Source organism: Oligoflexus sp. (assembly GCF_035638955.1).
Taxonomy (GTDB): Bacteria; Bdellovibrionota_B; Oligoflexia; order Oligoflexales; family Oligoflexaceae; genus Oligoflexus.
In genome coordinates this window covers 18885-44888 of the sequence record NZ_DASQYZ010000251.1, presented here as the reverse complement: position 1 = coordinate 44888, position 26004 = coordinate 18885, and the positions used below count along the sequence as shown (strand labels likewise).

Sequence of the window (26004 nt, the reverse complement as noted above, 5' to 3'; positions counted from 1 at the left end):
TTACAAGTCCTTGAGAACGTCGGCCAGTTGGCCTTTGCGATGCATTTCCGAAACGATATCACAGCCGCCAACAAATTTGCCTTTAACATAAAGCTGGGGGATCGTCGGCCAGTTGGCGTACTTTTTAATGCTTTCGCGGATGTCCCAGTCTTCCAGAACATTGCGTGTGCTGTAATTCACACCGTAATTTTTCAAGACCTGAACAACCTGGGCAGAGAATCCGCACTGTGGCGATTCAGGAGTGCCTTTCATGTAAAGAAAAACCTTATTGCCTTCCACGTCGTTTTTTATGGTAGCAAGAGCTTCCTGTTCACCCATGGTGATATCCTTTCCCGTTCAAAAAGATGGCGCCCCAGGATGGGGATTTTGCCTGCCTAACCTAATACAAGGGCCAAGGGTGGGGAAAGGTTTTTCGCGATGGAATTCGACTTCAGCTCGCCAAAGCGACAGAAATTTCCGCCATTACGACGCGGCACACATCAGGAAAAGTCGATACTCCCAGGAAGGGCCCGCCCAGTCATAGTCTTCGTGCTTTTTAAAGAGTTCCAGGCGCTGCCGGCTATAGGTCGCAAGGAAAGTCAAAGGATCAGATTGTTTCAAGGCTGCCCATGTCAGAGGACCCAATACGCCATCCACGGTCAGCTTATGACCCAGGCGGTTTAACGATCTCTGGACGACCTTGTTGTTGCTGATGACACCATGATTGATCGCGCCGTCGAACACAGCCTGGCGAACCTTGGCTGGATATTTGGCAATCTGGGCCGGCGTGAAATAATCCGTGCGATAGATTTTCTTGGCTTCATCCTTGGTCAAACTTTTCATGCGACCTTTCAATCGAGGATGCGCACGAACGCTGATGCCCCAATTGGTTTCCCCTCCGTTATCAGCAGGATGGTTGGCATAACCTTTCTCAATACGATCGATAATGAACTCAATCATTTCGTCAAATGTCATGGTGGGCCTCCGGCTTTCCCCCAGTATGCATGAGGAGCGGCGCTCCGCAAAGTGGGTAAGTCCACGAATTGGATTTTCCCGTATTGGCTGTGGATTTCAGCATTTTTTCTTTATATGGTGAAGGACAGAAAAGGGGGAACACAATGGATATCTATCGCGGACGGCTGATCGATCATGTCCAAATCGTGGCCAATGATATCGAGGCCAGCAAGAAATTCTATCGCTCGATCCTTTCAGCCCTGGATATTCCTTTGGGCGGTGAAGCGTCGGATCATCTTTGGGCCGACGAACTTTTTATTTCATCCAAAGAAAGCCCGGCGGCGCAGGGACAACTCACCGGTCGCGTGCATCTCGCGCTGCAAGCCCATGATGAGCAGTCGGTGCAAAAATTTCATGCGGCCGGGATCAAAGCCGGTGGTCGCGACAACGGTCCGCCCGGAGCGAGGCCCTATCATCCTGGATATTATGCGGCGTTTGTGCTGGATCCCGATGGCAATAACATTGAAGCGGTCTATCATGGTCCCGCCCGACGGAGCGGCGATTCCGTGAAAATTTCCTTCTAGACCTGGGCCGCCGACAAAAGTCCGAGCGCCATTGACGCCACGCGTTCAGGCAGAAGCGTCTTCATACATTTGAAATGGCCGAGCGGACATTCCTGCGGACCGTGATCGCTGCAGGGTCGACACTCCAGATCGACTTCAGCGATCAATCGTTGCGGCGCCAAAGGCCCGAATCCTAAACCGGGGACGGTGGCTCCGAATATGGCCAAGGTCGGAATCTGAAATGCGGATGCATAATGCAGAGGCGAGGAGTCGTTGCTCACCAAAAGGTTCAGTTGCGGATAAAGACCGCGCAGATCATCCAAACTGGTGCGACCGGCAAGGTTAATCACGCGGGATGCCGAGGTCGAGAGCCCCTGCTCCATGGATGACGCCGCTGCCTGCTCGTCCTGACTGCCTAGAATCAAAAGCGTGTGATCCGTCCGTTCCAATAAAAGCCGGCCCATCTCAATAAAATGCGAAACAGGCCAGCGTTTGGTACCCCATACACTGCCCGGTGCGATACCAATCAACCCCTGCCCGGCGACCTTCTGTTTCAGCTCATTCACCAAGGGCGTTGCGACCGGAGTCAGCGACGGCAAGCTGGCAAAAAGCCGATCGCGTGACGCGCCCAAAGGCTCCAGCAAAAGGCTGATTCGCTGCGTTTCATGCAGCACAGCCACCCGCGGTACGCGTCGATGCGCAAGAAAACTGAGGCGGGTTTCATCATACGTCACGGAAAAAAAACCCAAAGCTCGGGCCAAAAGACTGGAGCGCACACTGCGATGCGCCTGGAGCAGGACCGTCGCTTCGCGTCCACACTCCCGCAAGTCGCTTTTTACCGACTGAACCGCCTTGTGCATGGATCGTCCGCGCTTATCAAAGACCACAATTTTGTACAGGGACGGATGCCCGGCCAAAGCCCTGGCGCCAAGCGGAGTCGTGATCAGATACTGGCGAATCGAAGGATGCTCCCGCTGCACATAATTCAAAGCCGCTGTTTGCAAAATGATGTCACCGAGAAAACTGGTCTGGATCCAGATTAGATTCTGCACAGTATCAAGTCTTGGGTTCATCCGGGCGTTACCTGTCAATTCGTTGTGCTTGCCAGCCCCTTGTGCAAACGCTAATCTTCTTCAAGATCCCAAGGATTCATTGCTGACGGCGTGAAATTTTTCCCTGTCCGGGAACAAGCTGCCTGTCTATCTCTTTTGAACCTAAGATCTTTTGCCGTTATCTGTCAACGCCCTTCAAGTCCGGACGCCGCAATGGGTCCAGGCTTGAAACGGGCGGCGCCCCAGTCATTGCAAGGAGTTTTCTGTGCTTGATTCCGCATTCAATCAGTCGCCCCGCTTTGCTCCTGGACGGCAAAATCTTGAAGAAGCCATGCTGGAAGCACAGAAACTTGCCTTTGCGCCCGTCAGTTTCATGGTTTGCATGGCGATGAAGCGCATGGGAATCCTGGCTGCACTTGAAGAATCTGTCGGCGACGGCCTGAGCATTGGAGCCGCTGCGGAACGTCTTGATCTGAGTCCCTACGCCATCCGTGTCCTTTTTGAATCCGCCCTGGCCATGGGCGCGCTGCGGCAACAGGATGACCAATTTCATTTGACCAAACTCGGGCACGTGCTGGCCATGGATACCATGACCGCAGTTAATTTTGATTTCATCTATGACGTCTGTTTTAAAGGCCTTTTTCATCTGGAAGAAGCCTTAAAAACAGGTCAGCCTGCGGGACTGAAAGAGCTTGGACCCTGGCCTACCCTTTATGAGGGCATCAGCGAGTTACCCGAACACATTCGCCAATCGTGGCTGGCTTTTGATCACTACTATTCGGATTCGGCATTTGCCGCGGCACTGCCTATGATCTTCGCGGAGGAGGTGCATCATCTGCTCGATATTGGCGGCAATACGGGACGCTTTGCCAGATCCTGTCTGACGACCCGTTCCCAGCTGAAAGTCACCATAGCGGACCTGCCTTCCCAAATTGGGCTGGCCGAGGCACAAACCCATGAGGAGCCCTGGCGGCAACGATTGAGCTACCATCCCGTGGACCTGCTCGCACCTCATGCCACTTTGCCTTCGGGATTTCAGGCGGTGTGGATGAGCCAGTTTTTGGTTTGTTTCGGTGAAGAGGATGTTGTTAGAATTTTGCAGCTGGCACGATCCTCGCTTACCCCCGGTGGGCGTCTTTTCATCCTGGATACGTTTTGGGATCGGCAGCCGAAAGTGCCAGCGTACTGTTTGTTGCAGACGTCGCCTTATTTCACTGCCATTGCCAATGGTCAAAGTAAAATGTATGACACCCGAACGATTGTTCGCCTGACCCACCAGGCCGGTTTCCGTCTGGAGAACATCATCGACAATCTGGGCATCAGCCACAGTTTAATGGTGCTGAGGCCGCACCAGGATTCCTGAGAGACACGTTTGGAGGTTGAGAAAATTATGCCGGTGCAAAAGTCAGTCGAAGAAATCAAAAGTGAAATTAAGCAGCTGCTGCTTGAAGTCTCCAATCTGCCAGGTATGACGCCCGATCGCATTGATGACCAGCTTTCGCTTTTTCAGGATGGCCTCGGACTTGATTCCATCGATATTCTGGAGCTGGTCGTAGCCCTGGATAAACGCTATGCGATCAAGGTGCGTAACGACGAAATCGGGCGCAATGTTCTGCGGAATGTCAGCACCATTGCTCAAGCCATTCATCACAGCCAGCTGCAAACAGCGAATTAATCATGCGAAGCTCCAGCGTCAGCATCACCGGAATCAGTATCGCGTCGGCGCTCGGTCGACGCTGGCACGATCTTGGTGAGGCTATCCTTCGGCACCAATCAGGCCTTCACAAGAGTCATCGCTATGCGGAATGGATTGCTGCGCCTCTTGGTGAATTGCCTCTGGATGATTGGCAGGTGCCGACGGCCGATCGTTTGAAATCCGATCGGGTCATGCGCCGTGTGATGTTGGGCATGATCGATCAATTGGCTGCCGACACCCAGGTGTTTCAGCGCTATAGGCCCCGTGACATCGGCCTTTTTTTAGGCACGACCACCTGCGGCATTGATGGATTTTTCGCAGCGCTTGCCCAGCATCGGACCACGCAGCTGCCTTTGCTGGAATTTTTATCTCCCGATATGCAGCAGGTTTGGATCACCCAGGAAATGCGAGCCGCCTTTCCCTTGCGCGGACCCCAATTTACCTTCTCATCAAGCTGCGCCGCCGCCGCTCAGGCCATCGGCCAGGCCTATGACGCTGTGCGCTCCGGAATATGTCCCGTGGCTATCGCTGGTGGCATCGATATCCTGAATCGCGTGACCCTGCATGGCTTTGATAGTTTGCAGATTCTCGACCACGATTTCTGCCAGCCATTTGCCCCGAACCGTAAAGGGATCAATCTGGGTGAGGGCGGCGCTCTCTTGCTCCTGGAAGGTCAGCCCCAAGGTGAAGTCATCGCCTCTGTGCGGGGCTATGCGGCCCTTTCGGAAGCGCATCACATGGTGCAGCCAGCCCCTCATGGAATATGGATGCAGAGAACCATGGACATGGCTTTGCAAAATGCGAACTGGCAACCCGATCGTGTGGACTACATCAACGCTCACGGGACGGGCACCGAAGGCAACGATGCTGCCGAGGGCGAGGCCGTATCTCAATTATTTGGCAACCTGGACCGTTTGCATGCCACCAAGGGTTTAACCGGTCACTATCTGGGTGCAGCCGGGGCGTTGGAAGCTGCCATCACGGTGGCCATGCTGAAGAAAAAGGGGCTTAAAAAGGGCCTCAGCAATTCCTTCGGCTTCGGTGGCAGCAATATTTCCCTGCTTTTTGCGACGGATTCGTGATGAATAAGGTTTATCTTGCGGCGGCGTTTTCGGAGAGATGGACACCAGACAGTCAGTTGCGACTGTCGTCGCCATTTTTTCGCCGCATGACCGCTCTGCAAAAATCTGTGGTGCAGGCCTTTGCTGCATTGGATGCTATGGCTCCTGCGGTCATGACCCAGGCACGCGAGCAGAATGCGCCGATCTTTTATTCGAGCGGTTTTGGCGAACTGAGCGCCATGCTGCAGGTTACGCGGGCGATTATGGATCATGATCTGCCTGTTTCACCCAAGGAATTTCAGCATTCCGTGCAAAATGCAGCGCTGGCTTATCTGTCGATGACGCACAGCATTCGCCATCCCTGTTATGCTCTGTCCGGTGGATTTTTATCCGCGGATAACTGCCTGCAGATGGCCCAGCAAAGGATCGCCTACGGACTCGACTCGATGGGATTTGTGATTCACGCCCATGAATATTTGGGTCAGAACGGTGCGGACCGGGCCCAGGCGGAAATTTTACTCTTGAGCCACCATGCCGAACAAGCCTGGCGTGTGCTTGATTTTTGTCGCGACGGCGCGCTGGAAGATTTCACCATCCATCGTCCCGAGATTTTTACCGAAGATGATTCACGGATTCCCCCCTGGCTCCTGAACCAGGGAATTCCGGCTGCGGCCCGTATGGTCCGCTCCCTTTCAGGAGAAAGCCTGGTCACGCAATGGCTCCCGATACCTTGATCCCTCACCAGGGACGTATGCTTCTTGTGGACGATCTTATCGATCTGGATCGCGGCCAAAAAAAGGGTCGCGTCAGCAGCATCCTGGCGACCAATAAACCATATTGGAATGACAGCGAACGCTTTCGTTATCACTGGCTGCTTGAAATCATGGCCCAGGCTGCGGCCACTGTGTGTGGGGCGCTTCGTGCCCAGGGTGACAGGACGGAATCCGCTGTGATTCCCCCTGGATTTCTTTTGTCCATTCGCGAATGGGTCCTTTTGCAAAGGCCCAATCTTGTGCCAGGGGACGCTATGCTGGCGGAAGTCACCATCGACACCGAAATGGATGCCCTTAGCCAGGCGAGCATTACCCTGGAATATCGGGGTGAAACCGTGGCCCGTTCCCAGATGAGCTTTTATCAGGACGTTCGAGGATCGGTGTCATGAAACGGGTTTTTATCACAGGTGGCAACCGCGGCATCGGCGCCGCACTGGTTCGTCACTTTGCGAGTCAACCCGATCACGTGGTCGTCTTCACCTACAATCTAGGGGAAGCGGCGGCTCAGGCCTTGATTCATGAAATCGATGCCGCCGATCGAGTCAAAGCTTTGGCCATGAATCTCATGGACCCAAATTCCATCGCGCAGGCCATCCATCAGTCTCTCGATTGGCAACCTGGTTTCGATATTGTGATTCATAACGCGGCCAGCAAAGCGGATGGGCTCTTCTATTTCCTTGATGAAAAGGCATTTTTCGAACCCATTCAATTGGCATTGAATTCCTTTTTTCATCTGAACAAGGCTTTCCTTCCGCACATGATCCAGCAGCGCTGGGGCCGTATCATCCTCCTGGCGAGCCTCGCCGGGGAAACCGGTCAGGCGGGCCAGACCAATTATGCGGCAGCCAAGGGCGCTTTGATTGCTGCCAGTAAATCGCTGGCGCGCGAGGTGGCGCGCAAAGGGATTCTTGTCAACACGGTCAGTCCCGGTTGGATTGCAACGGATATGACGGACGACGTGGTTGGTCCGGAACACTTAAAAGCCATCCCGATGGGTCGCATCGGTCAACCTGAGGAAGTCGCTCAGGTGGTAGGGTTTCTCGCCTCGGATGCCAGCTCCTATATCAACGGCACAACCATTCAGGTGAACGGTGGACTATACTGTTGAAGACATTTTGATTCCTGCCCATCATCCCTGCTTTGAGGGGCATTTTCCCGGGCATCCCGTTTTTCCAGCCGTTGCGCAAATCGATCTGGTGCTTGATATCCTCCAGCAGCGCACGAATCAAAGCGTAACGCTGGTGGCCATCCATAAAGCCAAATTTCCGGCCCCTATTGGTCCGGACTGCGTTGTCCAGGTTTCTTTAAAAGTGGAAGATGTCACCGTATTTTGGCAAATTTTCGGAAAGGATAAAACTTATTCCATGGGCACTCTTGGGGTGAGTTTTGATCCTGCCTGATTTGTGACATTTATCCCGAAAGGTTTGACGGAATTATGCCGATCCCGAAGTCATGGAAAAGCCATTCAAACTTCTTCTTGGCCTGCTCCTCGGGCTGATCTTTCTGGTCCCCGGAGGCCGCGCCGCCGTTTCCAGCCGGGCTGGTCACCTCGATCTCAAAAAATTGAATTTTGATGAAGGTGAGTCCGTCTTCCTTCAAGGCGACTGGCAATTCCATTGGCAGAAACTTCTAACTCCCGACGCCATCATGCCTTCGACCTCGGTGGAATATTTCCCGATGCCTGGCACCTGGAACAAGGGGTTCAAAGTCTGCTGCGGTTATGCCACCTATCGTCTCCTGGTGGATGTCGGCGACGCCAAGGGACTGGCCTTGCAGATTCCGCATATGTCCTCGGCCGTGAAAGTTTTTGTGAATGGTCAGGAGTTCTTTACGAGCGGGACCGTCGGCACCGATGCAGAAACATCCATACCATCCCGTCACTCCGGGATTTTTCCACTCCCTCATGCGTCGTCCTACGAGTTCGTGATTCAAATTTCCAACTTTCATCATGCCCGCGGCGGCACACGCAGCGCGATTCGTATGGGCAATCATGAGGCCATGATCCGCAGCGAAAGGCACAGCCAGTTGATTGAGATCGCCCTGATAGGCGGCATTTGGTCGATCGGCATCTATCATCTGGCGCTTTTTTTCCAGCGGCGGGAAACAGTTACCATAGCGTTTTCCCTGTGCTGCTTCGCGGTCGGAACGAGACTCGCCACGGTAGGAAGTCGCACGCTTGAATTTCTGATGCCGGGTCTGGGCTGGGCCACGATGTTCCGTATTGAATACCTGACCCTCTTCCTCATTCCTGTCCTGATCTTCTATTATGTGCAGCAGTTATTTCCAGAAGAATTCAAAAAGCGTTGGCTCTTCGTGGCGCTCGGTGTGCATGCCATATTTTTTCTCAGTCTCCTGCTCCCTCCGCTCTATTTTACAGCCTATATCAACCCGTTCTTCCTCTGTGGTGCAGGATTCTCATTCTGGTTCGTTGTCGTCGTTTCAAAGGCCGTTTACCTGCAGCGCACAGCAGCTCTTACCATTACCATCGGCGGCGTGGCCCTGCTCATCGCCGGGGTGGTCGATGTCATCAACATGACGTTTTTCGCCGAACATCAGTTATACTTTTTCCATGCCGGCTTTCTCGCCTTCACCATCTGCCAATCCTTTGCGATTGCTCAGATCTACAATCGCTATTTCGAGACCCTGCATCTCGAGGAAGGCATGCGTCGTCACAGCTTCAATCAGTTGGCCAAGGTATTCTATCCACATCAACTGAATATGATGAAGCAAGGCAAACCCCTGGAAGAAACCATGCCCACCGGCACCAGTACAGCCTGTGTCGTGGCCTTCGATATTATCGGTTCAAGTCGGATCGAGCACATTCATGTGAAAGATTTCCTGGAAAATTCTCTTAAGCATTGCCTCGCTATCATTGATGAAGGCTACGATCCCGATCAGCTGACAGCCCATGGATATCGCATCAAGGAAATGGGCGATGGCTTTCTCTGCTCGGTCGGCTTTCCCTTCCGAACACCAGGTATGGGCAACCTCGCCTTATCATCCGTGCAGCTGGCCCTGCGCTTTGTCGAGATTTTCCATGAAGAGGTGAAGCGCTTCGCGTATGCCGAGCCTATCCATTGCAGTATAGGGATTGCGTATGATGCCATTGAGGGCTATTTCCCCTCCACAGGGACGAGGGAATATGATGTCTATGGGCGTTCTGTCATTCTTGCGACCCGGTATGAGGGCATGCGTCGATCGATTTTTCCTGACGGTGCTCAAAGCAGCGTGATCATCATTCAGCGGAAAGTTTGGATGAGCCTCGACACCGAGCTCAGACAACGTTTCAGCAGCTTTGACCTGGAAGCGGCCGGGATTCAGGTCCGCGATGACCGGGATGCTAAACTTCTTTACTACCTCGAAGTTCCTTCGACGCCGACCTAACGCAGTAACCTTCTTCACACACTTGCAATCAATTTTCATCACACACCTCCTGCAGACACCATGCAGGGCAGGCTTTTTGTGCCAATACGGCCTAAAAAGCTCCGGCACAGGATTTGCGATGGCGAGGGCGTTCTCTTCCATCAATCGGCTCTCGGAGACACACACATGCGTTACCCAACTCTTCTGCTGCTTCTTCCACCACTGTCGACTCTTACCGCCTGCGGGACGGGTCGCTCTGCTGATGTCAAGCAGGGCACAATCGAACAGTCCTATGCGTTGACTTATACTGAGGCGTCGGCGCAAATGAAAGCATCGGCATCTTTTCACTATGAAAACACATTAGGAACCAGTCTGAAACTGACTGATGGCAGTATCATCACCTTTAACGACACACCCATGATCTATAGCAATCCACTCAATTCCGCGAGCTACGATCTTGATACGCACGTGGTCGGACAGCTCAGGACACCCATGGAATTTCGCTACGTGAATAACGATGGCGAGGTGTTTGTGACCCAGGCCCGGGTACCGTCTCCGACTGTTATCAAAACTCCACATGAGGGAGATCATGTGCGGGTGGATCGCGAGATGGCGGTTCTTATGGAAGGTGATCGTTTGGTCGACACCGATGAACTGACTCTGTGCCTTGCCTATGAGCCGTCTGTGGCATCAGCGGCCGATCCCTCAGTTCAGGAATGCCTGCATTCCGAAGGTCCTATGAGCCTTGTCTTCAGTCGTGAGCAGCTGGCGCGGTTTCCTTTGGGCCGTGAATTGACCCTGCAAGTCAAACGTGAATCGCATCCGAAGCAGAATAATCCCCGCATTCATCTCGCGGAAACGTTTCTATCGAAACCTTTGCACCTGACTCTACAATAGACGGGTTTCACAAGCATTTGCGTCCGGCTACATAAGGCGCAAGAGGGAGTGTAGTGACGACACTACTTTCCGTACACTTATAGTTGTACGAGACATTATAAGACAAGCGCTGGGAATAACTCCATTCGGGTCGACTCGCAAGGTTCGACGGAAACGCCCAGCGTTTGATCCCTTCTTCGATACAACTATGAAATTTCACATCGCGAATTTCAACCGAACGGGACTGAATGGAAGCCACCACATTTTGTTCAAAAGCGACCCTGATGTTAAGTTCACCCTCAAAGGATAGCTCAGCGTCGCCTTCACGAGCTTCCCAGATGGCATTCCGTCGCACGATGAGATCTTTGTAGCATGACTGAATTGTCGGTCCAACATAGGTTGCATAGAAGTCCGCTTGAGCGGGCTTGGATTTTATTATGGGACTCCTCTCTTCACGTTCCATAGGGAGAAGAGCAGCATATGTGCCACTTAAAGCCGTTGCATCGGTAGGGGCTGCCCGGTCCTGCGAGATGCGCGGACCCCGTCTGGCTTTCTCACGACGAACCGTCGCAGCACTGAGATCTGCATTGTTTTCTGCTGAATCCGCAGGATGTTCCATCCTAGGCTGTCGCGAAGCAAGCCCAGATTTGGACAAATAAAAAAGCGAACCAGTCATGGCAAAACTGACAAGAAAGATAATTTTGAGTGTCATAAGGCCTCGGATTTTTAGCCTTATCGGCATAACCGGGCTGTGACTTCAACGAAGCGGAAAGCTTCAAAGCAATCAGGCTCTTGATCAGGACAATTTTTGTGGATGGGAATGCTAGGGGAGCAGATTAAACAGCCTTGGAAAGCCCTTCAGGACTCCAGGCAAACAGCTGAACTTCCTGGTCATAGCCTTTGACAGTATGCAAGCCGCGGTTATGCAAGCGATCAGGCGCCAACAAAGCGGCTACACTTTCACTGACAAGGATTTCCTGGGGATGCGCCTTGGCTTCAATGCGTGAGGCCAGGTTAACGGCGGGGCCAATGGCCGTATAATCACTTCGTCTTAAACCACCGAATGTTCCTACGATAGCCCGGCCCTGATTGATACCAACCCGAATGGCAAGACGGTGGCCAAATTCGATAAACAATTCCTCGCTGAGCTTATCCACCGCTTTCAACATGGACATGGCACATCGAACAGCTTTTTGTGCTTGCTCCTCAGGCTTCAGATGCGTTGGCGCTCCAAACAGAACCATGACCGCATCCCCAATGAACTTATCAATCGTTCCACCTTCAGCGAAGATCACCTCGGTCATCACATGCAGAAATCGATTCAGAATATGCGCGGTGTGCGTCACCCCGAGTTCTTCCGTGATCCGGGTAAAATTAACAATATCGGCAAAAATAACCGTCACCAGTTCTTCCTTCGGCTCTGACTCCAGGCGCGATCGGCCGCTGATAATCTCTTCCACAATCACGGGTGGCAGGAAGCGCAACAGAACACCCCGGTGGATGTAATTTTGCAGTTCGATGATTTTGGTATTCTCACGATGCAAGCGCACCGCAAGAAAACCGAGACCAATGACAAAAGCAAAGGCCATCAAGCCAAGGGCTGTGTAAAGCTGCGCGGTCTTCAGCTTCTGATCGACCAGAGCCTTTTCAGCCGCCAGGACCTTGTTCTTCTCTTCTTCAAATTGCAGGCCAAGGGTCACCTTGCTACGGGTATAACTGTCCTGTTCGCGCTCACGAGCCAACTCCCGATCCAGATGATGAAACTGCTCAAAGAGTGTTAAAGCTCTTTCGTGCTGACCCAGGCCTCGGTGTCCTTCACTTTTCAGCCGCAAGATCTGAGCATGATCCCGTTTAAAATTGGCTGGAAAGAGGGCCGATGCCTGGTCCAGGTGACGCAAAGCTCCAGAAAAGTCCTTCCGAGCTATAAGAACCTCGGCCCATTGAATATGCACTTCGGCCGTCCAGATAGAGTCCTTGGTCTTTTCAAAAAGGTCGAGAGCGATACGTGCATGCTCCAGAGCCTTGTGCAGCTGATTGCGACGACGCTCAATATTGATCAGCGAAGTATGAACAATGGCCAGTTCCCAGGGCGCGCCCAGCTCTTTGGTGATCACCAGGGAACGCTCCGTGTATGCCGCGGCCTGATCCAAATCACGGGCGGGTCCTTCGAAACCGAAGTGCTTACCAATGCTGTAAAGGTTTCGTTGCGAGGCCACTCGTAGATGGCGCCGATCGCAGATCGCTTGAATGTCCTGAAAGATGACAAAGGCCCGATCCTGCTGTCCTGTCGCATTCAGCATCGTCGAAAGATGCAGAAGAACAGGCAAAATCATAATGTCGGGAACGCCCTTGAGATCCTTCGAGATTTGGTAGGCTTCCTGGATGGTGCTTAAAGCCTCTGCCGCGCGGCCTCGTTCATGTAAAAATGAACTGAGATGAACCAGCGCTCTGGCTCGCCACAGCGTGCCTGGCAAAAGACTCGCACGCGCGACCATCTGGCGATACGCTTCTTCCTTGGCTTCATCAGTGGGAAAAAAATTGGCTGCTTGATCCCGTGCAATCTTAAGAAAGAGAAGATCCGTATAATCGCTATAGAGACCAAGCTTCTCAGCGATAGCAATGGCGTCATCGATTGCCTTGGATGATGGCATGCCGGGGTGAGCGTCATCCCACTGCGTAAGTTTCAATCGAGTGAGACGCAGAGCCTGAACAGGTCCAAGAGGTCGATTCGCGGCCGCAGTCTCCGCCAGCCAGAGGTTGAGGAGCCGGGGGTGATCCAATATCGCATCTTCCACCTGCTCCAGGTTATCAAGATCGACAGCAAATTCCGCACGAGCCCGTGATCCCCACGATAGGATCATAAACGTGATAAGAAGACTAACGCTGTGGACGGCGGAAAAGATGGTCGACACTCCCGGAATACCATGTAAGAAGGCGTAAAGATCCACTTTCATGATAAACAAAGCCGGGCGAACTTTTAAGGGAGGTGACCCGGCAGGCCTGAGTCGGTAAAAATTTCCTTGATCTGCCGAGTCCTTATCGTTTCCTTCTTACTTGGATCCTGTCGGCTTTGCCTTCGACTGATCCTTGGTGGCCAGGGGAGGACTGCTGGGAATTTTTTTCATCCGTACCTGATCATCGAATCGGCTCAGGACCAGCGTGATGGTCTCGCCCCAATCTGTGGAAAACGTTTCCGTACGACGCACGCCGGCAGTTTTGCCATGGGCCTGCAACGAGCAGCTCCACTTGCCGGCATTCAACCAAAGTCCATCATTATAGTACCCATCGCCCCAATCATAGATGGACTGCCCTCCGGCTGGAATGGTTTGCTCTGGCAAAGCGATTTCAACCTGCTCCACGGAAATATTTTTGCAGCTCAGGCTGATGGGATCCTTCGCTTCATTACGCAAGGTCCATTTGGTCGAATGCGTGGAACCATGAACGACCTCGTTGCCCACAATAAAAAACAAAACTGAGGCGTTTCGAAGATTGTGCATAACTGTCCTTTTTTAACTGCGGTTAACTCTGGGGCCCATCACGCTCTGCAGACTGCCGTGCTGCGGAACGACTGCTATGAATAGGCACGTTTTCAAAAATATTCGGCACGGCCATAGCCGCTTCCAGCGCGCTGATCTCCTGCCCCGAAAATCCACTGAAGGCCACTGTCCGCTGCGGCTTCATCAGAGAAAGGTCATAGAGGTCCCGATAGGCACGCAGCAGCTCCTGATTCTTGCTCAGTCTGTGATAAGCTTTTCCGACACCGAGTGCATACTGTCCTTGGGCTTCAGCGATCAGTGAAGCAATCTTCGCCGAGGTTTCCGCTTCCAAAAGAGCCGCCTCCAGCCGACCCGTCTCTTCTATATCCAGCTTGGCTTTATCCAGATGGGCAGCCACGGTATCGAAAAGCTGCTGAGCCACATCGGGCAAGAGACTCAGCTTGCTGATAAACACCAAATCGATTTCAAGACCCCAGCGTGACGTCTCCTCCCGAATATCATCACGCAGAATACGGCCCAGTTCCCCACGGTTGCTCAGAATTTGCTGGAATTCAAAGTTCCCAAGTATGGACGTCGTGGAGTTGGTGAGCAGGCTCTGCAACGCCTTCTCAAAATTTTCCACGCGGAATAAAGCATTTTCGGGTGACGTGATGGAGAGCTCGATCCAAAGATCGATCACCACTGTTGTGCCGCGCCGATCATTGACATGGATTTCTTCATAATGACGAAAGTCCCTCTTCATCGACATAGTCTTAACCTGGACCCAAGGCCAAATTTTCTGAGGATAAAAAAGGAGACCTGGCTTTCGAATCGTTCTCTGCCATTTGCCAAAGCTGGTTACGATAGCGGCTGCTTCATCTTCCACCTGAATCGTAAGCATCCTAAAGAATAGGGCCAGACAAGGAATCAAAAGGAGACCGCCAATAAGGGCGAAAATCATGGTTAGGTTATTTGTCATGATGGCCTCTTGATATAGGATATACGGGAATCAGCCAGCACCTCGCCGCGACGGCGTTCAACATAAAGGTCCAGTGTTCCGTTGCGCTGCAAATCACCCAGCAGATGGGCCATGGTTCCGATCTCATCCTCGACGGCACGCGCGCGGGCTCGGGCAATGGCCAGGCCTTTTTCCGCTGCCTGTCGACGTTGTTCGCATTCCGCTTCCGTCTGAGCCAAAAGCCTCTGGGCTTCACTTTGGGCGTTCATCACGCTGTTAAGGGATTGAGCAAGCTCTTCCGGTGGCAGAATATCCGTGAGATCGACGCCATCAAAGCGGACGCCATAGCGATCGCCAATCTGCAAGCGGCAGAATTCCTGAATATGCTGGTTCAGGAGACGACGCTCCCGGCGGATGGCCGCATACGCTCCCACACGCAGAGCAGACAGAGGGATCGTCGGCAAAGACTCGGATGGAGCCGTCGTCTCCTGCTGATCGAAGTTGGCAATTTCGTTGCGCAGAAGGCAGGTGAACAGACCTTTCACGTGCTCAACAGGCCTCTCCATGGAAAAGAGATAGTGATAAAGGTGTTCCCTTTGCGGCGTGAAACGCAATTTGGAATCGAGCCTCAGCATGGTTCCATCGGAAGCCATCGCCGTTGTGCCCCCTTCTTCACCTGACAGATCAATCATCTGCTCCATCATCAAAACCTTGTGCACCCTTTGCCAGGGCCATTTGTAATGCAAACCAGGCCCAAACGTTTGGGGCTGATTCTCGCTTTCCTTTGTACACAGAACCTTTCCCATGTTGATTAATACACCGAGCTGTCCTTCCTGCACCTGAAACAGGCAACGGCTTGCCAGATAAACCCCATACAGCAAAACACCACACAACACACTCAGACCAATGTCACCCAACCACACAGTTCAACCCCTTCTTAGAAACGATCCGCAACGGCTCGCGTTCCAGCGAAAGCCACCGGCGTGCGCTTGATTTTACCCTGCTGCTCATGGTGCCGCCGATAAGCGGACACCAGACCCTTGTTCACATCCACAACGTCCTCGTTAAAATGCCGATGGGCATCCGTCACAGGCGGCAGCTGATCCGCTTTCGCCTGAGAATCCACGACCGCCCCATGCGGCACATAACGTCCGGCTTCCACTTCAACGCCTACGACCACAGCCCCGATTCCCACATAGCAATGCGATCCCACCACAGAATCATGAACCACAGCCTGAAAGCCGATAAATGAATGATCCCCGATATAGCAGGGTCCGTGGATCAAAGCCTGATGGGCCACGGAAACATCTTCACCTATAAAAACCGCCCAGTCCTCACCAGCCACGTGCACCCATTTTTCTTTCAAAGCATGAATGACGACGCCATCCTGAATATTGGAATTGGAGCCGATAAAGAACGGCGAACCTTCATCGGCACGCACGGAACTTTCGGCCGCAATATGAACATGCTCGCCCAGCACCACACGACCGATGACGGACGCTTTTTGATGAATAAAAGCGGAAGCGGCCAGCTGGGCCCGCTCGCGTATCTGAGACAACCAATGATGACTCGGGGCAGGCAGATGATAATGACCCGGGCGCCTTTGATTTTTTTCCGGCCCCTTGATCACGGCTCGAATGCCCTGCGGATGAACAGGCCGAACTTGCACGTCCTTGTGGGCTTTTTTGCTCTGCCAATGACCAAGCCAGGCCACCAAAATTCCCAGCGCAAGTCCCAACATTAAATGTCCGCTCACAGTCCCGGCCGCCGTCAGCAGGAAGGCCAGGGCCTGGACGCGATGCTCGCGCCAAAGATGATGCAGGGTGTGAAACTCAATCAATCGCATGCCGATCACGCACAGGAGTCCGGCTAGAGCCGACAGCGGAATCGTGGCCATGGTTTCGTTCAGAAACAAAATGGAACAGAGCAGAATCGCAGCATGCAGAAGAGCACTGAGGCGCGTGCGGGCTCCACACTGCACATTCACCGACGATCGCACCACAACTCCTGACACAGGCATGCCACCCATGAGGCCCGAGCCGATATTCGCCATCCCTTGCCCGAGCAGTTCCAAATCCGGATGATGGGGCTTTTTTGCTTGTGCCATACGATCCACGGCTTGCGCGGAAAGCAGGGATTCAATGGCCGCCAGTAAAGCCAAAGGTAGAGTGGCCAGACAAAGGTTCAGCCATTGCTGATCTGAAATGCTTGGAATCATCGGCAGAGGTAGCAAGGCAGGAATGGTTCCCACACGATCGAGATGCCAGTTCAATTGCACGGAAACGGCTGTTACGATCGCAATACCGACGAGAGCGGCAGGGAACCTTTTGTAAGGCTTAAAGGTCGTGACCAGCAGAGCCACGAACAGTCCACAGACAACCGCCAGCCACGAAACCTCGTGAAGCCAGGAGGGTCTTTTCAGCATTGTCGCCAATTCAAAGACCGTGTAATTAAAACCCAGAAATTCCGGGATCTGATTATCCAGAAGTTTGAGGCCCACACCCGTTGTGAATCCAGCCAGCACTGCCTCCGGCACGAATCGAATGAATCGTCCGGCGGCAAGGGAACACAATACGATCTGAACAAAGCCAATGATTAGACAGGCCGCAGCCACACCCGCGGCTCCGAAATCTTTCGTGATGGAAAGCACCATAATGTTCAGGGCCGCTGCTGGTCCCGTCACCTGCAGAGGAGCGCCACCGAAGATGGCTGCGATGGCGCCACCAATGGCACCAGCTAAAAGCCCTGCGCTGGGCGGCAGACCACAGGCCACCGCTAAAGCAATATTGAGTGGTAAGGCCACAGCCGCCACGGTCACGGCGGAAAGTCCGTCCTGAGGTAAGGATGGGCTCCGCAAAACGTCGAGCCAGCTTTGCTTCCAAAAAAGCCAAAGCGATTGAAATTTTTGCATAAGGTGTCCGCTGTTAAAAAACATCCGAGGATGCCAACAGTTTATTGATGTTGATGAGATGAGAAGGGGGTGTCTTGAATATCGATTTTCAACAAAGCATGGGCAGATTTCGATAGGCATAAGGTGAAAGTGGGATGACCTGAGGCCAGACAAAAACCAAAAGAGGCGCGAATCGAGCCAAAGTCGAAATCTGTTTAACGGGATACCGACACGGAGCAACTTTAGGAAATGCCTTGCGCGAAATTCTATGCGAAACAACCCATACGGTCTCGGTCGATTCTGCTTCAGATTTTTGCTTACCAAACGCCCCGGAACTATCGCCCGAGCCGGGATTCGCACTGCAAACCGGCATGCACAGCATGAGTAGGATGATGCCTATCTTGCGAATAGAGAGTGTTATGAAATTCATCTCAGACTGCATCCGTGCCGTGCGTAAAAATAAAAAGAGAAGCAAATTCTGACATGCGCATTTCCTTGTTGTCAACGCAGCGAATTATAAATTTTAAAACAAGAGGCTCCAACCCCTACAGCAGCTTCATTTTCGAGCAGGCGCGACCTGCAAAGAAAATAATCAGTCTTCGCAAATCAACAGTGCAGTATCAAATCTACCTAGAGTGTATTACTCCAAACTTTCTGATAAAAAGCGCATGAAGCTGAATTTGCTTTGCCTCCCCGCCGCCTCACCCTAAGGTGGGCACTGTCATCCGATCAATAAATAAGCGGGAGGAAGAAAATGATTCCTAATATGAATCGCTGCATTTCGCTATGTTTTACGCTTCTGGTAACAGCAAATTTTCCCCATGCCAACGCACACAACAATATGGATCATTGCACTGAGATGGCTCAACACGGGCTTGGTCACTACACCTTGCCGATCTCCACGACTCAGCCCCAGGTCCAAAATCTTTTCGATCAAGGGATCAATCTCGCTTTTGGTTTTCATCACGAAGCTGCTGAAAAAAAATTCGCTGAGGCGGTGCGGCTCGATGAAAACTGTGCCATGTGCTATTGGGGGATGGCGTATGTGAAAGGCCCTAATATCAATGCGCCCATGACGCCGGAAGCGGTTCCCCTTGCCTGGCAGGCGCTCACGAAAGCCAAGGAAAAAATCAACCATGCGACGCCGAAAGAACAGGCCCTCATTCGTGCCCTTGGCGAACGTTACACCAACAATCCGATGGACGATCGCGTGCTCCTGGATCAGGCTTATGCGAAGGCCATGAAGTCAGTGGCTCAGACTTACCCCAATGACATTGACATCGCCACGCTTGCTGTGGAAGCTGTCATGGATACGATGCCATGGAACTACTGGACCCCGCAGGGTGAGCCGCGGGAAGGCACTGAGGAGATGATCTTAACCTTGAAGCGAGTCCTGGAAAAAAATCCTGTTCACCCGGGCGCCATTCATTTCCTGATCCATGTCGTGGAAAAAGAACGCCCTGAACTCGCCGAAGCGGCTGCCGATCGGCTGGTCGATCTGGTGCCGGCGGCGGGTCATCTCGTGCATATGGCCTCGCACATTTATATCCGTGTGGGCCGTTATCACGATGCATCCGTGGTGAATGAAAAGGCGATCGCTGCCGACAAGATGCTCACTGGAATGTGCCCTGGATCGGATGACTTTTATCGAGCGCTCTATGTTCCACACAACTACGATTTCCTGATAGCATCCGCGGGCCTGGAAGGCCGGCAAATGACCGCGCGTCAGACGGCTCAGGAGCTGCGTGAGTACATTGAGCCCATGATGAAGTCGAATCCTCTGGTCGATTTTCAACAGTTTTGGTCGATGCCCATCCTGAGCGCTCTCAGGTTTGAAGATTGGAAAGCTGTTCTCGACGAACCTGCACCGCAGGACGCATGGACCTATGCGAAGGGTCTGTGGCATTTTGCTCGCGCGAAAGCTTATGCTCGCATGGGGAAAGCGGAAGCCAGTCAGGCTGAACTCAATCAGGCCGAAAAACTGGCCCAATCGCCTGAACTTCAGAAAGCGCTTCTCGCGGGCCTCAATCCGGCGGCCACCGTGCTCATGATCGGCGTTGAAGAGGCCAAAGGCGAGCTGGCCTTCCAGAAGAAGGACTATCAAGCAGCCATTCAGCACCTCAACCGATCGATCGCAATCCAGGATGGTCTTACTTATATCGAGCCCCCAGCCTGGTACCATTCCGTGCGTCTCACGCTCGGAAAAGTCTACCAATCCATGGGCCGGTATGCGGATGCCGAGCGCACATTCAAAGAGGATCTCCAGTACTTTCCCAAGAACGGCTGGGCTCTTTTCGGGCTCTACAAAAGCATGGTCGCCCAGAATAATCTGGTTGCAGCGGATCAAATTTACGATGAATTCGTCACAGCCTGGCAGTATGCCGATGTCAAAGCCGGCCCGGATCAAGTGGAGGTAGGCCTCTAATTCAACGCCTGGTTCCCTCTTTCTTTCAGGGAAAGGGGGAATTTGTCCGCTCCTGCATCGGACCTGTGCAAACCTGCACCTTACCCTGCGCGTCACGGGGAAACCTAGGCATGAAATGTAAAACATGGGGAAAGGGAGCTCGGGTGGACTGCCGGTAGCTTTGCCGAATCGCAGCATCGGCAGGCCCGGCTTCGCCTTCAACCCAGGCTTCCAGCCAGCCCCCTTGCGCAACAGCGTCATCGTTATGAAATCGAACCAGCGTTTCGGCATTTTGAAAACATAGACTCAGCGATTTTTCCACTTCCATCAGGGCATAGCGTTGTCCCGCGTATTTAAAGATCCGATCGCTCCGGCCCTGGTGCAAGAACCTGCCGTCAGCTTGCAGCTCCAGGCGATCGGCGAGTTCCCAGACGGTTTCTGGTTGCAGATAGGGCGACTCCACCCACTGCCTCCCATCTCGTTCGAAAATGCGCACCGACTTCAGGCAGCGGAAAGAATCATCCCGTTGCAAAAGAGATCGAAAACCAAGCCCACCGGTTTCGGTACTGCCAAGAATTTCCCAAGCCCTTTGCGGCTTCTGAGGCAGCGCCTGCAGCTCACGGCGGCGACTCTCGCCGAAGGGAGCTCCGGACATCACGAGGGTACCGAGGCTCTTGCAAGCGAGAAGATCCTTCACAAAACTCCAGGTGGCCGGCACGCCTATCACACCCGCATAACTTTGATGCTGTATGCAGGCAGGATCGACCGGACCCTCCTGAAAACTTACAAATTCCACAGTGGATCGGGTATACAAGGGCAAAAGAAAACTGTGCAGCAATCCATAAATATGCAGCGGACTCACCAAAGAAAGCACCGCGTCCTGCGCCGTCCATTGATAAAGTTCGGCAAGGTCGTGAACCTCGGCCAGGAGTCCCGCACCGGATTTACGAATACGCTTCGGTTCCCCCGTGGATCCTGACGTGCAAAGGGTCAGCTGCCAATCCTCCAATCGAAATCCAAGACGAGGCGCTTCGGCATCGCTTTGAATCCATGCAGCAGCTGGCAGCAGCCTCGATGGAATTTTGGATTCATCCAGACGAAAGGCGTCTTCATCCTGCAGCAGATTTTTTTCATCCAGAATGACTTCGAACGGCCAAAGACAGCCAACGGCCAGGAGCAGTAAACTTCCGGATCGGGTTAAAGGCTGCAAAAGAAGGGGTTGCCGTTGCGCTCGCGCCTCAACCAGCACCTCGTCGATCATCTGCTCCGCGCACTCAAAAAGCTGCGTCCAATTCAAACTCAAGCTCCTTCCGATTCCAGCTGCTGCCAGAACGGAATAAAATTAAACCAATGCTGAGGCGCAGTCTGGACCTGGGTTTCCAGATGCCTCACGTAACGTTCGACCAGCGTCCTGGCCGGCAGACGCTCACGTCCATCGTAAATGGAATGCAAAAATATCTGATAGGGAGCCCCCGGTGTGATGCCCTGTTTCGTGCAACCGAAATAGAGCACGGGCACTCGTAAACGCAGAGCGAGATCAAAGGGCGCTTGCAGAAATGCAGCTTCTTTCCCTAGAAAAGGCAGACTCACGGAATATTGCCGGGCTCGGCCTTGGAGCCGATCTCCCAGGAAACAGACGTGACCACCGTCGTCCAGTATATGTTTCACATCGAGTGCAAAATACAAAGGATCCTGAAAGGGATCGATGATACGGATGCGATCTCCGTACATATCCATCACCTTCTCCATAAATTCCGGAGTGCCGCGCGGATCCATGACCAGGCCCATGGGTCGATCGAAGACTTCACGTTTACGCAAAGCCACCAGAAACCAGTCGCCGTAGTGAGCTCCCACAAAAATACTGCCCTGTCCCAGGAGCTGTCGCCACGTCTCCTCACTCACCGTAGTAGGAGCCAGAATGCTGGAATTACCCGCTGGATTCAGACGATCCAGCAGGCTCATCCCGAAATACCAGAAGTTACTCAGACTCGATTTCAGACGACCCAGGCGGCTCGCAGCTGGCCTAAGCTGAGCATGAAATTCCATGATTGCCGCTCGCCGCGAGCTTTCCTTGAGGAAGATAAACACCACGGGAAGGATCATAAGTGTATAACAGAAGCGAATGCCGAGACGCTGGACGAGCCAAGCCATCAATCCCGAACCGCCAATCTCCTCGTGGCTTTTCAAGGATCTTTGCCGATAAAGCCCGAGCACCATAAGCAGGCGCAACACCACGAAGCGAATATGCAGCCCGACCATACGGAACGTATCGACCCAGGCACGAAAATGGGAAATCCTCTCCTCAGGCCTTGGATAGATCACCCCGACCGGAACGTTGCCGACTTTGAGGCCCATCCATACCGCACGCACCAGAATTTCCACTTCGAAATGATAGCGCTGCGCCTTGAGACAGCGCAGGAGTCGGCGGTGGAGCGGATAGATTCGTAAGCCGGTTTGGGTATCCAGCATGGTCTGCCCGGTCTCAACCCATACAAAAAGGTTCGACCAGAAACGGCCAATTTTCGAGCCCCGGGGAACGGGTCCACTGCTTGCCGCATTAAAATCACGGACACCCAGATAGATGCCGGATGGGTCCTGATGCCATGCCGCCACCAGTTTGGGAATGTCCTCCGTCCGGTGTTGCCCGTCAGCATCAAACGTCAGCACGGCTGTATACCCCTGAGCCAACGCCCACTGCATGCCGGTTCGAAGCGCCTCACCCTTGCCACGATTGGCATCGTGTTTCAGGACAGTGTGCTGCGGGAAATCCTTGAGCACTTCATGGATCGCGTCGGTACTGCCGTCATCGACGATCACAAGAGGCAGATTCACAAGAGCGAGATCATGTAAAACTTGGCGGAGCAAGGCTGCGTGATTATAAACAGGCACCAAAAGCAGCAGGCGCGCCGCGGGTGCCTGAATCGACACTGACATGGATTGATCTTCCTTTTTAAAGTTGCAACATGAACCATGCTTTTGTATGGTTGATGAGGTCTTTGTTTCCGAATCAAATTTCCTCTGTGTCGCTGCCCGGCCCCCCACCCGTGATGACCTTCCCCATCGCCTCACCCAAAGTTGGAAACAAGGACCCGAAATCATGCGTCGAAGGCATGCAAGGTTTTTTCATAGATCAGGGCGTCTTCGCCATTCTGATAATAACGCTTGCGCACAGCCATTTTTTCGAAACCATGTTTTTCATAGAGCCGTTGTGCCGCAAGGTTGCTAAGCCTCACTTCCAGCATGACTCGTTCACAGGACCAATCACGTGAGGCATGTTCACAGAATTCCCTAAGCAGCTGATCCGCAAGTCCAAGGCGTCGAGCCTGTCGACTGACATAAATAAAAAACAGCTCGACCTCACCACCCGAGGCTCGACCCAGTGCGAGCGAAAACCATTGATTGTTCTCCGACTGAAAGAGAAGAAATGTACCGGGAATCTTCAGTGACACCAAAAATTCCTCATAGGGCCAAAATTCTTCCTGGGTCCATTCCTGACAAATTCGAGCGAGCCCATCTTTTTCTTCGAGCGACCCTTGATAAAATTTCACTTCAACTGTCCTGTCCAACCTTCATCCCCCAAAGGGTTCTATGACCTGATAGGCACGCGCCCTATCATAGAGGCGATGCGGGGTGGCATGGAAGAGCGTCACAAACCATGGTTCGGATGCATCAATTTTTCGGTAACCCGATGGGGCTCCCTGCCCTGTTGTGACAGGGCGTCCACGACTTTCCAGATAAGCCTGGACCTTAAACATTCGAATGAGGTATTCGGTCACTTCCCTATCACTGATCGAGTAGCGACGACGGAAGTCACGCCAATTGTCATCGGTGGCCACCAAGGCCTCCAGCTTTTCCTGCACCTGCCTTATCGCTTTACTATCGACCTGCAGTGAATCCATCTTCTCTGCATCATTTTCGATATTTATGTAGATCATCATCTCATCACGAAAACTATCAAGTGATAATATCCAGCCCTCGGCCCCCGGCAAACCCTTGTCAGATGGCCCGCCTGAAGCTATAGTGCGAAGTGCCTGGTAGACCTCGATCTGCCTCTGACTGTAAGACTTGCCATTGATCTCCAGGACAAGCCTATCAAAGGTCCTGGCCTTTGCCAGGGTGCTCATACTATACACACAGATGACCAGGAAGCAGAGAAGAGTGCGCATCATGTTGCTTACCTCATGGTCCCAGACTAGGCTCCTGGCGGGCTTTGAGAGACCACGTGGAGCCCTGGAGTCTGGAAAAATTGTAAAAACTGAATATGCAAATTACCAAATTCTTGACGAGCACCCTGCACAAAAGCTAAAAAAAATGTCTGCCAAGATACTAAATCTTGACAACAAACGCATAGCCTGTAAACCTTTAGCTGCGTACCCAAGTTCCATTTCGATTCAAGCCATTGGAGGTTTCCATGAACAAAGCCGAGTTGGTTGAAGCAATGACCAAAGTCACAGGCCTGACCAAATCCGACACTGAAAAGTCTTTGGACGCTTTCATCGAAGTCGTCACCAAGAACATCAAAAAGAAAGATGGCGTGAAGCTGGTTGGCTTTGGCACTTTCTCTGTCTCGAACCGCAAGGCTCGTATGGGTCGCAACCCACAGACAGGCGAAGAGATCCAAATCCCTGCGCGCAAAGTTCCAGTCTTCCGTCCGGGCAAAGAGCTCAAAGAAGCCGTGAAATAAGCTCGCCATGGCTCCTTAGTTCATTCGATGAACGGGAGCCTTTCCCCTCGCTTTCTCACTCCTGGCAACCCAATTTCAAGACTCTCGATCCACCTAAAGCCCAAAGGGGCTGGCTGAGTGTTTTTGCCAGTTTGTTCCTGATCAATTCCACTCACGCATGATCCGCAATAATCCCCTCAGCTACTGCAAAGGTTTCACACGGAAGTCAGCACCCCTTGGTATGACCAGGACACAGCTGCTGTCGTCTTCGGCTCGCATAATCATGGGCAGAGCCTGATGGGGAATAAAACTTGGTTCCCCTCCCACAAATCTTTGCGATTGACCCTGCAAACCCTGGCAAATAAAGCGACCTGTCAAACTAACAAGAGTACCGAACCCTCGCTCGATTTCGAGCAGAAACGAAACACTGGCCTGCATATCCAAACGAATCACCTGGTAGTAATCGTTCGCTGGATAGATAGAGCAGCTCAGCCCATCCACAGGTTTTTGCAATGTTACCTGCCGCCTTAGCGTGGAAACAAAGTTTTCACCCACCTGCTCGGCGGGCCTTATGATACGAAGGGCTTCGGTGACATGCAGAGGCCGGGGTTTGCCCTTGGCCGCATCCACGCGCCCATGTTCATCGTAGCGACGACCCCAATCCCAAAAACGATAGGTCTTGCCGCTTTTTCCAAAGACAATCCGCTGCGGTTCGAGCAGCACAAGACCAGGACCGATGGCATGCGGGACACCCGGTTGAATTTCAAAATAATCGCCGGGCTTGACCGGAACAAATTGCAAAAAAGGCCGCAGGTCTTCATCCTTTTCCAGCATGCGGGCCAGTTCCTGAGTGGGAACAGGCTTGGAAAAACCGAGGTAAAGTCCGGCTCCCGGTTCCGCATGCAGCACCAGCCAGGATTCTGGCTTGCCGCATTCCTCAGGCTTAAGATAACGATCGTCGTCCTGCGGATGCACCTGTACCGAAAGAGGATCATCAGCATTGAGTAATTTAATCAAAATCTCGCAGGTGGCTCCATGCTCGTGCACATATTCCGGTGACAGCATCGCTTCAGGTTTTTGCTGGATGAGTTCAAGCAGGGAAACATCGTGCCCGAGAATCTGTGATGGAAAATCCGGATCGCAGGAAACTTCCCAGGCCTCACCGATCGGCTCATGCACAGAGGCGGGAAGGATATCTTTCTTATAGAGACCGCCGATGAGTCGACCGGCCCACGGCGTGCGGGTCAAAGGCGTAAAAAGATCAGGCGATAGCTTCATCGGTTGCGAAAGATTCAT

Annotated in this window: 26 protein-coding genes; 12 read left to right on the top strand and 14 right to left on the bottom strand. The window is 52.8% G+C overall.

Annotation, left to right across the window (positions count from 1 at the left end):
- Entirely contained in the window at positions 1-318 is a 318-nt protein-coding gene (gene grxD, locus VE954_RS23385; RefSeq protein WP_324957329.1) for a Grx4 family monothiol glutaredoxin, read from the bottom strand.
- Between the two features lie 144 nt (positions 319-462).
- On the bottom strand, positions 463-954 hold the full coding sequence (locus VE954_RS23380) for a glycoside hydrolase family 108 protein (protein WP_324957327.1): 492 nt from the start codon (positions 952-954) through the stop codon (positions 463-465).
- 143 nt (positions 955-1097) lie between these two features.
- Here VE954_RS23380 and VE954_RS23375 point away from each other — a divergent pair, with 143 nt between their 5' ends.
- A complete protein-coding gene (locus tag VE954_RS23375) occupies positions 1098-1517 on the top strand; it encodes a VOC family protein (RefSeq protein WP_324957325.1) in 420 nt (139 codons plus the stop codon).
- Here VE954_RS23375 and VE954_RS23370 read toward each other — a convergent pair.
- Positions 1514-2569, bottom strand: coding sequence for a glycosyltransferase family 9 protein (locus VE954_RS23370; protein WP_324957323.1), 1056 nt, complete (start codon positions 2567-2569; stop codon positions 1514-1516). The genes VE954_RS23375 and VE954_RS23370 overlap by 4 nt on opposite strands.
- A gap of 244 nt (positions 2570-2813) precedes the next feature.
- On the opposite strand from VE954_RS23370, the gene VE954_RS23365 reads away from it, so the two are divergent.
- The 9 genes from VE954_RS23365 to VE954_RS23325 all read left to right on the top strand — a co-directional run bounded on the left by VE954_RS23365 (position 2814) and on the right by VE954_RS23325 (position 10338).
- Positions 2814-3911 (top strand): class I SAM-dependent methyltransferase, encoded by a 1098-nt coding sequence (locus VE954_RS23365; RefSeq protein ID WP_324957321.1) that lies wholly within the window; start codon positions 2814-2816, stop codon positions 3909-3911.
- Between the two features lie 27 nt (positions 3912-3938).
- Complete coding sequence (locus VE954_RS23360) at positions 3939-4223, top strand: phosphopantetheine-binding protein (protein ID WP_324957319.1); 285 nt, start codon at positions 3939-3941, stop codon at positions 4221-4223.
- Positions 4224-4225: 2 nt separating this feature from the next.
- Entirely contained in the window at positions 4226-5326 is a 1101-nt protein-coding gene (locus tag VE954_RS23355; RefSeq protein WP_324957317.1) for a beta-ketoacyl synthase N-terminal-like domain-containing protein, read from the top strand.
- Positions 5326-6039, top strand: coding sequence for a beta-ketoacyl synthase chain length factor (locus VE954_RS23350; protein WP_324957315.1), 714 nt, complete (start codon positions 5326-5328; stop codon positions 6037-6039). The genes VE954_RS23355 and VE954_RS23350 overlap by 1 nt, the downstream gene beginning before the upstream one ends.
- Before the next feature lie 17 nt (positions 6040-6056).
- On the top strand, positions 6057-6467 hold the full coding sequence (locus VE954_RS23345; protein WP_324957313.1) for a hypothetical protein: 411 nt from the start codon (positions 6057-6059) through the stop codon (positions 6465-6467).
- Positions 6464-7186 (top strand): SDR family oxidoreductase, encoded by a 723-nt coding sequence (locus VE954_RS23340; protein WP_324957311.1) that lies wholly within the window; start codon positions 6464-6466, stop codon positions 7184-7186. Before VE954_RS23345 ends, VE954_RS23340 begins: the two co-directional genes overlap by 4 nt.
- Positions 7170-7478, top strand: a complete 309-nt coding sequence (locus VE954_RS23335; RefSeq protein WP_324957309.1) for a hypothetical protein — start codon at positions 7170-7172, stop codon at positions 7476-7478. Before VE954_RS23340 ends, VE954_RS23335 begins: the two co-directional genes overlap by 17 nt.
- Before the next feature lie 52 nt (positions 7479-7530).
- Positions 7531-9462 (top strand): 7TM diverse intracellular signaling domain-containing protein, encoded by a 1932-nt coding sequence (locus VE954_RS23330; protein ID WP_324957307.1) that lies wholly within the window; start codon positions 7531-7533, stop codon positions 9460-9462.
- Positions 9463-9627: 165 nt separating this feature from the next.
- On the top strand, positions 9628-10338 hold the full coding sequence (locus VE954_RS23325; protein WP_324957305.1) for a hypothetical protein: 711 nt from the start codon (positions 9628-9630) through the stop codon (positions 10336-10338).
- 7 nt (positions 10339-10345) lie between these two features.
- On the opposite strand, the gene VE954_RS23320 is transcribed toward VE954_RS23325, so the two are convergent.
- The 6 genes from VE954_RS23320 to VE954_RS23295 form a co-directional block, all read right to left on the bottom strand.
- A complete protein-coding gene (locus VE954_RS23320) occupies positions 10346-11029 on the bottom strand; it encodes a hypothetical protein (RefSeq protein WP_324957303.1) in 684 nt (227 codons plus the stop codon).
- Between the two features lie 124 nt (positions 11030-11153).
- Positions 11154-13271: an adenylate/guanylate cyclase domain-containing protein gene (locus VE954_RS23315; protein ID WP_324957301.1), complete on the bottom strand. Its 2118-nt coding sequence runs from the start codon at positions 13269-13271 to the stop codon at positions 11154-11156.
- Positions 13272-13367: 96 nt separating this feature from the next.
- Complete coding sequence (locus VE954_RS23310; RefSeq protein WP_324957299.1) at positions 13368-13814, bottom strand: hypothetical protein; 447 nt, start codon at positions 13812-13814, stop codon at positions 13368-13370.
- 22 nt (positions 13815-13836) lie between these two features.
- Positions 13837-14772 carry an SPFH domain-containing protein gene (locus VE954_RS23305; RefSeq protein ID WP_324957296.1) on the bottom strand — a complete coding sequence of 312 codons (936 nt, stop codon included), beginning with the start codon at positions 14770-14772 and terminating at the stop codon, positions 13837-13839.
- Positions 14769-15674, bottom strand: a complete 906-nt coding sequence (locus VE954_RS23300) for an SPFH domain-containing protein (RefSeq protein ID WP_324957294.1) — start codon at positions 15672-15674, stop codon at positions 14769-14771. Before VE954_RS23300 ends, VE954_RS23305 begins: the two co-directional genes overlap by 4 nt.
- Positions 15675-15688: 14 nt before the next feature.
- Positions 15689-17662 carry a SulP family inorganic anion transporter gene (locus VE954_RS23295; protein WP_324957293.1) on the bottom strand — a complete coding sequence of 658 codons (1974 nt, stop codon included), beginning with the start codon at positions 17660-17662 and terminating at the stop codon, positions 15689-15691.
- Between the two features lie 733 nt (positions 17663-18395).
- Here VE954_RS23295 and VE954_RS23290 point away from each other — a divergent pair.
- A complete protein-coding gene (locus VE954_RS23290; protein WP_324957290.1) occupies positions 18396-20066 on the top strand; it encodes a hypothetical protein in 1671 nt (556 codons plus the stop codon).
- A 25-nt stretch (positions 20067-20091) separates the two neighbouring features.
- Here the strand turns inward: VE954_RS23290 and VE954_RS23285 are convergent, their stop codons facing one another.
- The 4 genes from VE954_RS23285 to VE954_RS23270 all read right to left on the bottom strand — a co-directional run bounded on the left by VE954_RS23285 (position 20092) and on the right by VE954_RS23270 (position 24214).
- Positions 20092-21342 carry an AMP-binding protein gene (locus VE954_RS23285; RefSeq protein ID WP_324957288.1) on the bottom strand — a complete coding sequence of 417 codons (1251 nt, stop codon included), beginning with the start codon at positions 21340-21342 and terminating at the stop codon, positions 20092-20094.
- A 2-nt stretch (positions 21343-21344) separates the two neighbouring features.
- Complete coding sequence (locus tag VE954_RS23280; RefSeq protein WP_324957286.1) at positions 21345-22979, bottom strand: glycosyltransferase family 2 protein; 1635 nt, start codon at positions 22977-22979, stop codon at positions 21345-21347.
- Between the two features lie 161 nt (positions 22980-23140).
- Positions 23141-23593, bottom strand: a complete 453-nt coding sequence (locus VE954_RS23275; protein WP_324957284.1) for a GNAT family N-acetyltransferase — start codon at positions 23591-23593, stop codon at positions 23141-23143.
- Positions 23594-23614: 21 nt separating this feature from the next.
- Positions 23615-24214, bottom strand: coding sequence for a hypothetical protein (locus VE954_RS23270; protein ID WP_324957282.1), 600 nt, complete (start codon positions 24212-24214; stop codon positions 23615-23617).
- Positions 24215-24456: 242 nt separating this feature from the next.
- On the opposite strand from VE954_RS23270, the gene VE954_RS23265 reads away from it, so the two are divergent.
- Positions 24457-24729, top strand: coding sequence for an HU family DNA-binding protein (locus VE954_RS23265; protein WP_141731479.1), 273 nt, complete (start codon positions 24457-24459; stop codon positions 24727-24729).
- A gap of 180 nt (positions 24730-24909) precedes the next feature.
- Here the strand turns inward: VE954_RS23265 and VE954_RS23260 are convergent, their stop codons facing one another.
- On the bottom strand, positions 24910-26004 hold the full coding sequence (locus tag VE954_RS23260) for a type I phosphomannose isomerase catalytic subunit (RefSeq protein ID WP_324957278.1): 1095 nt from the start codon (positions 26002-26004) through the stop codon (positions 24910-24912).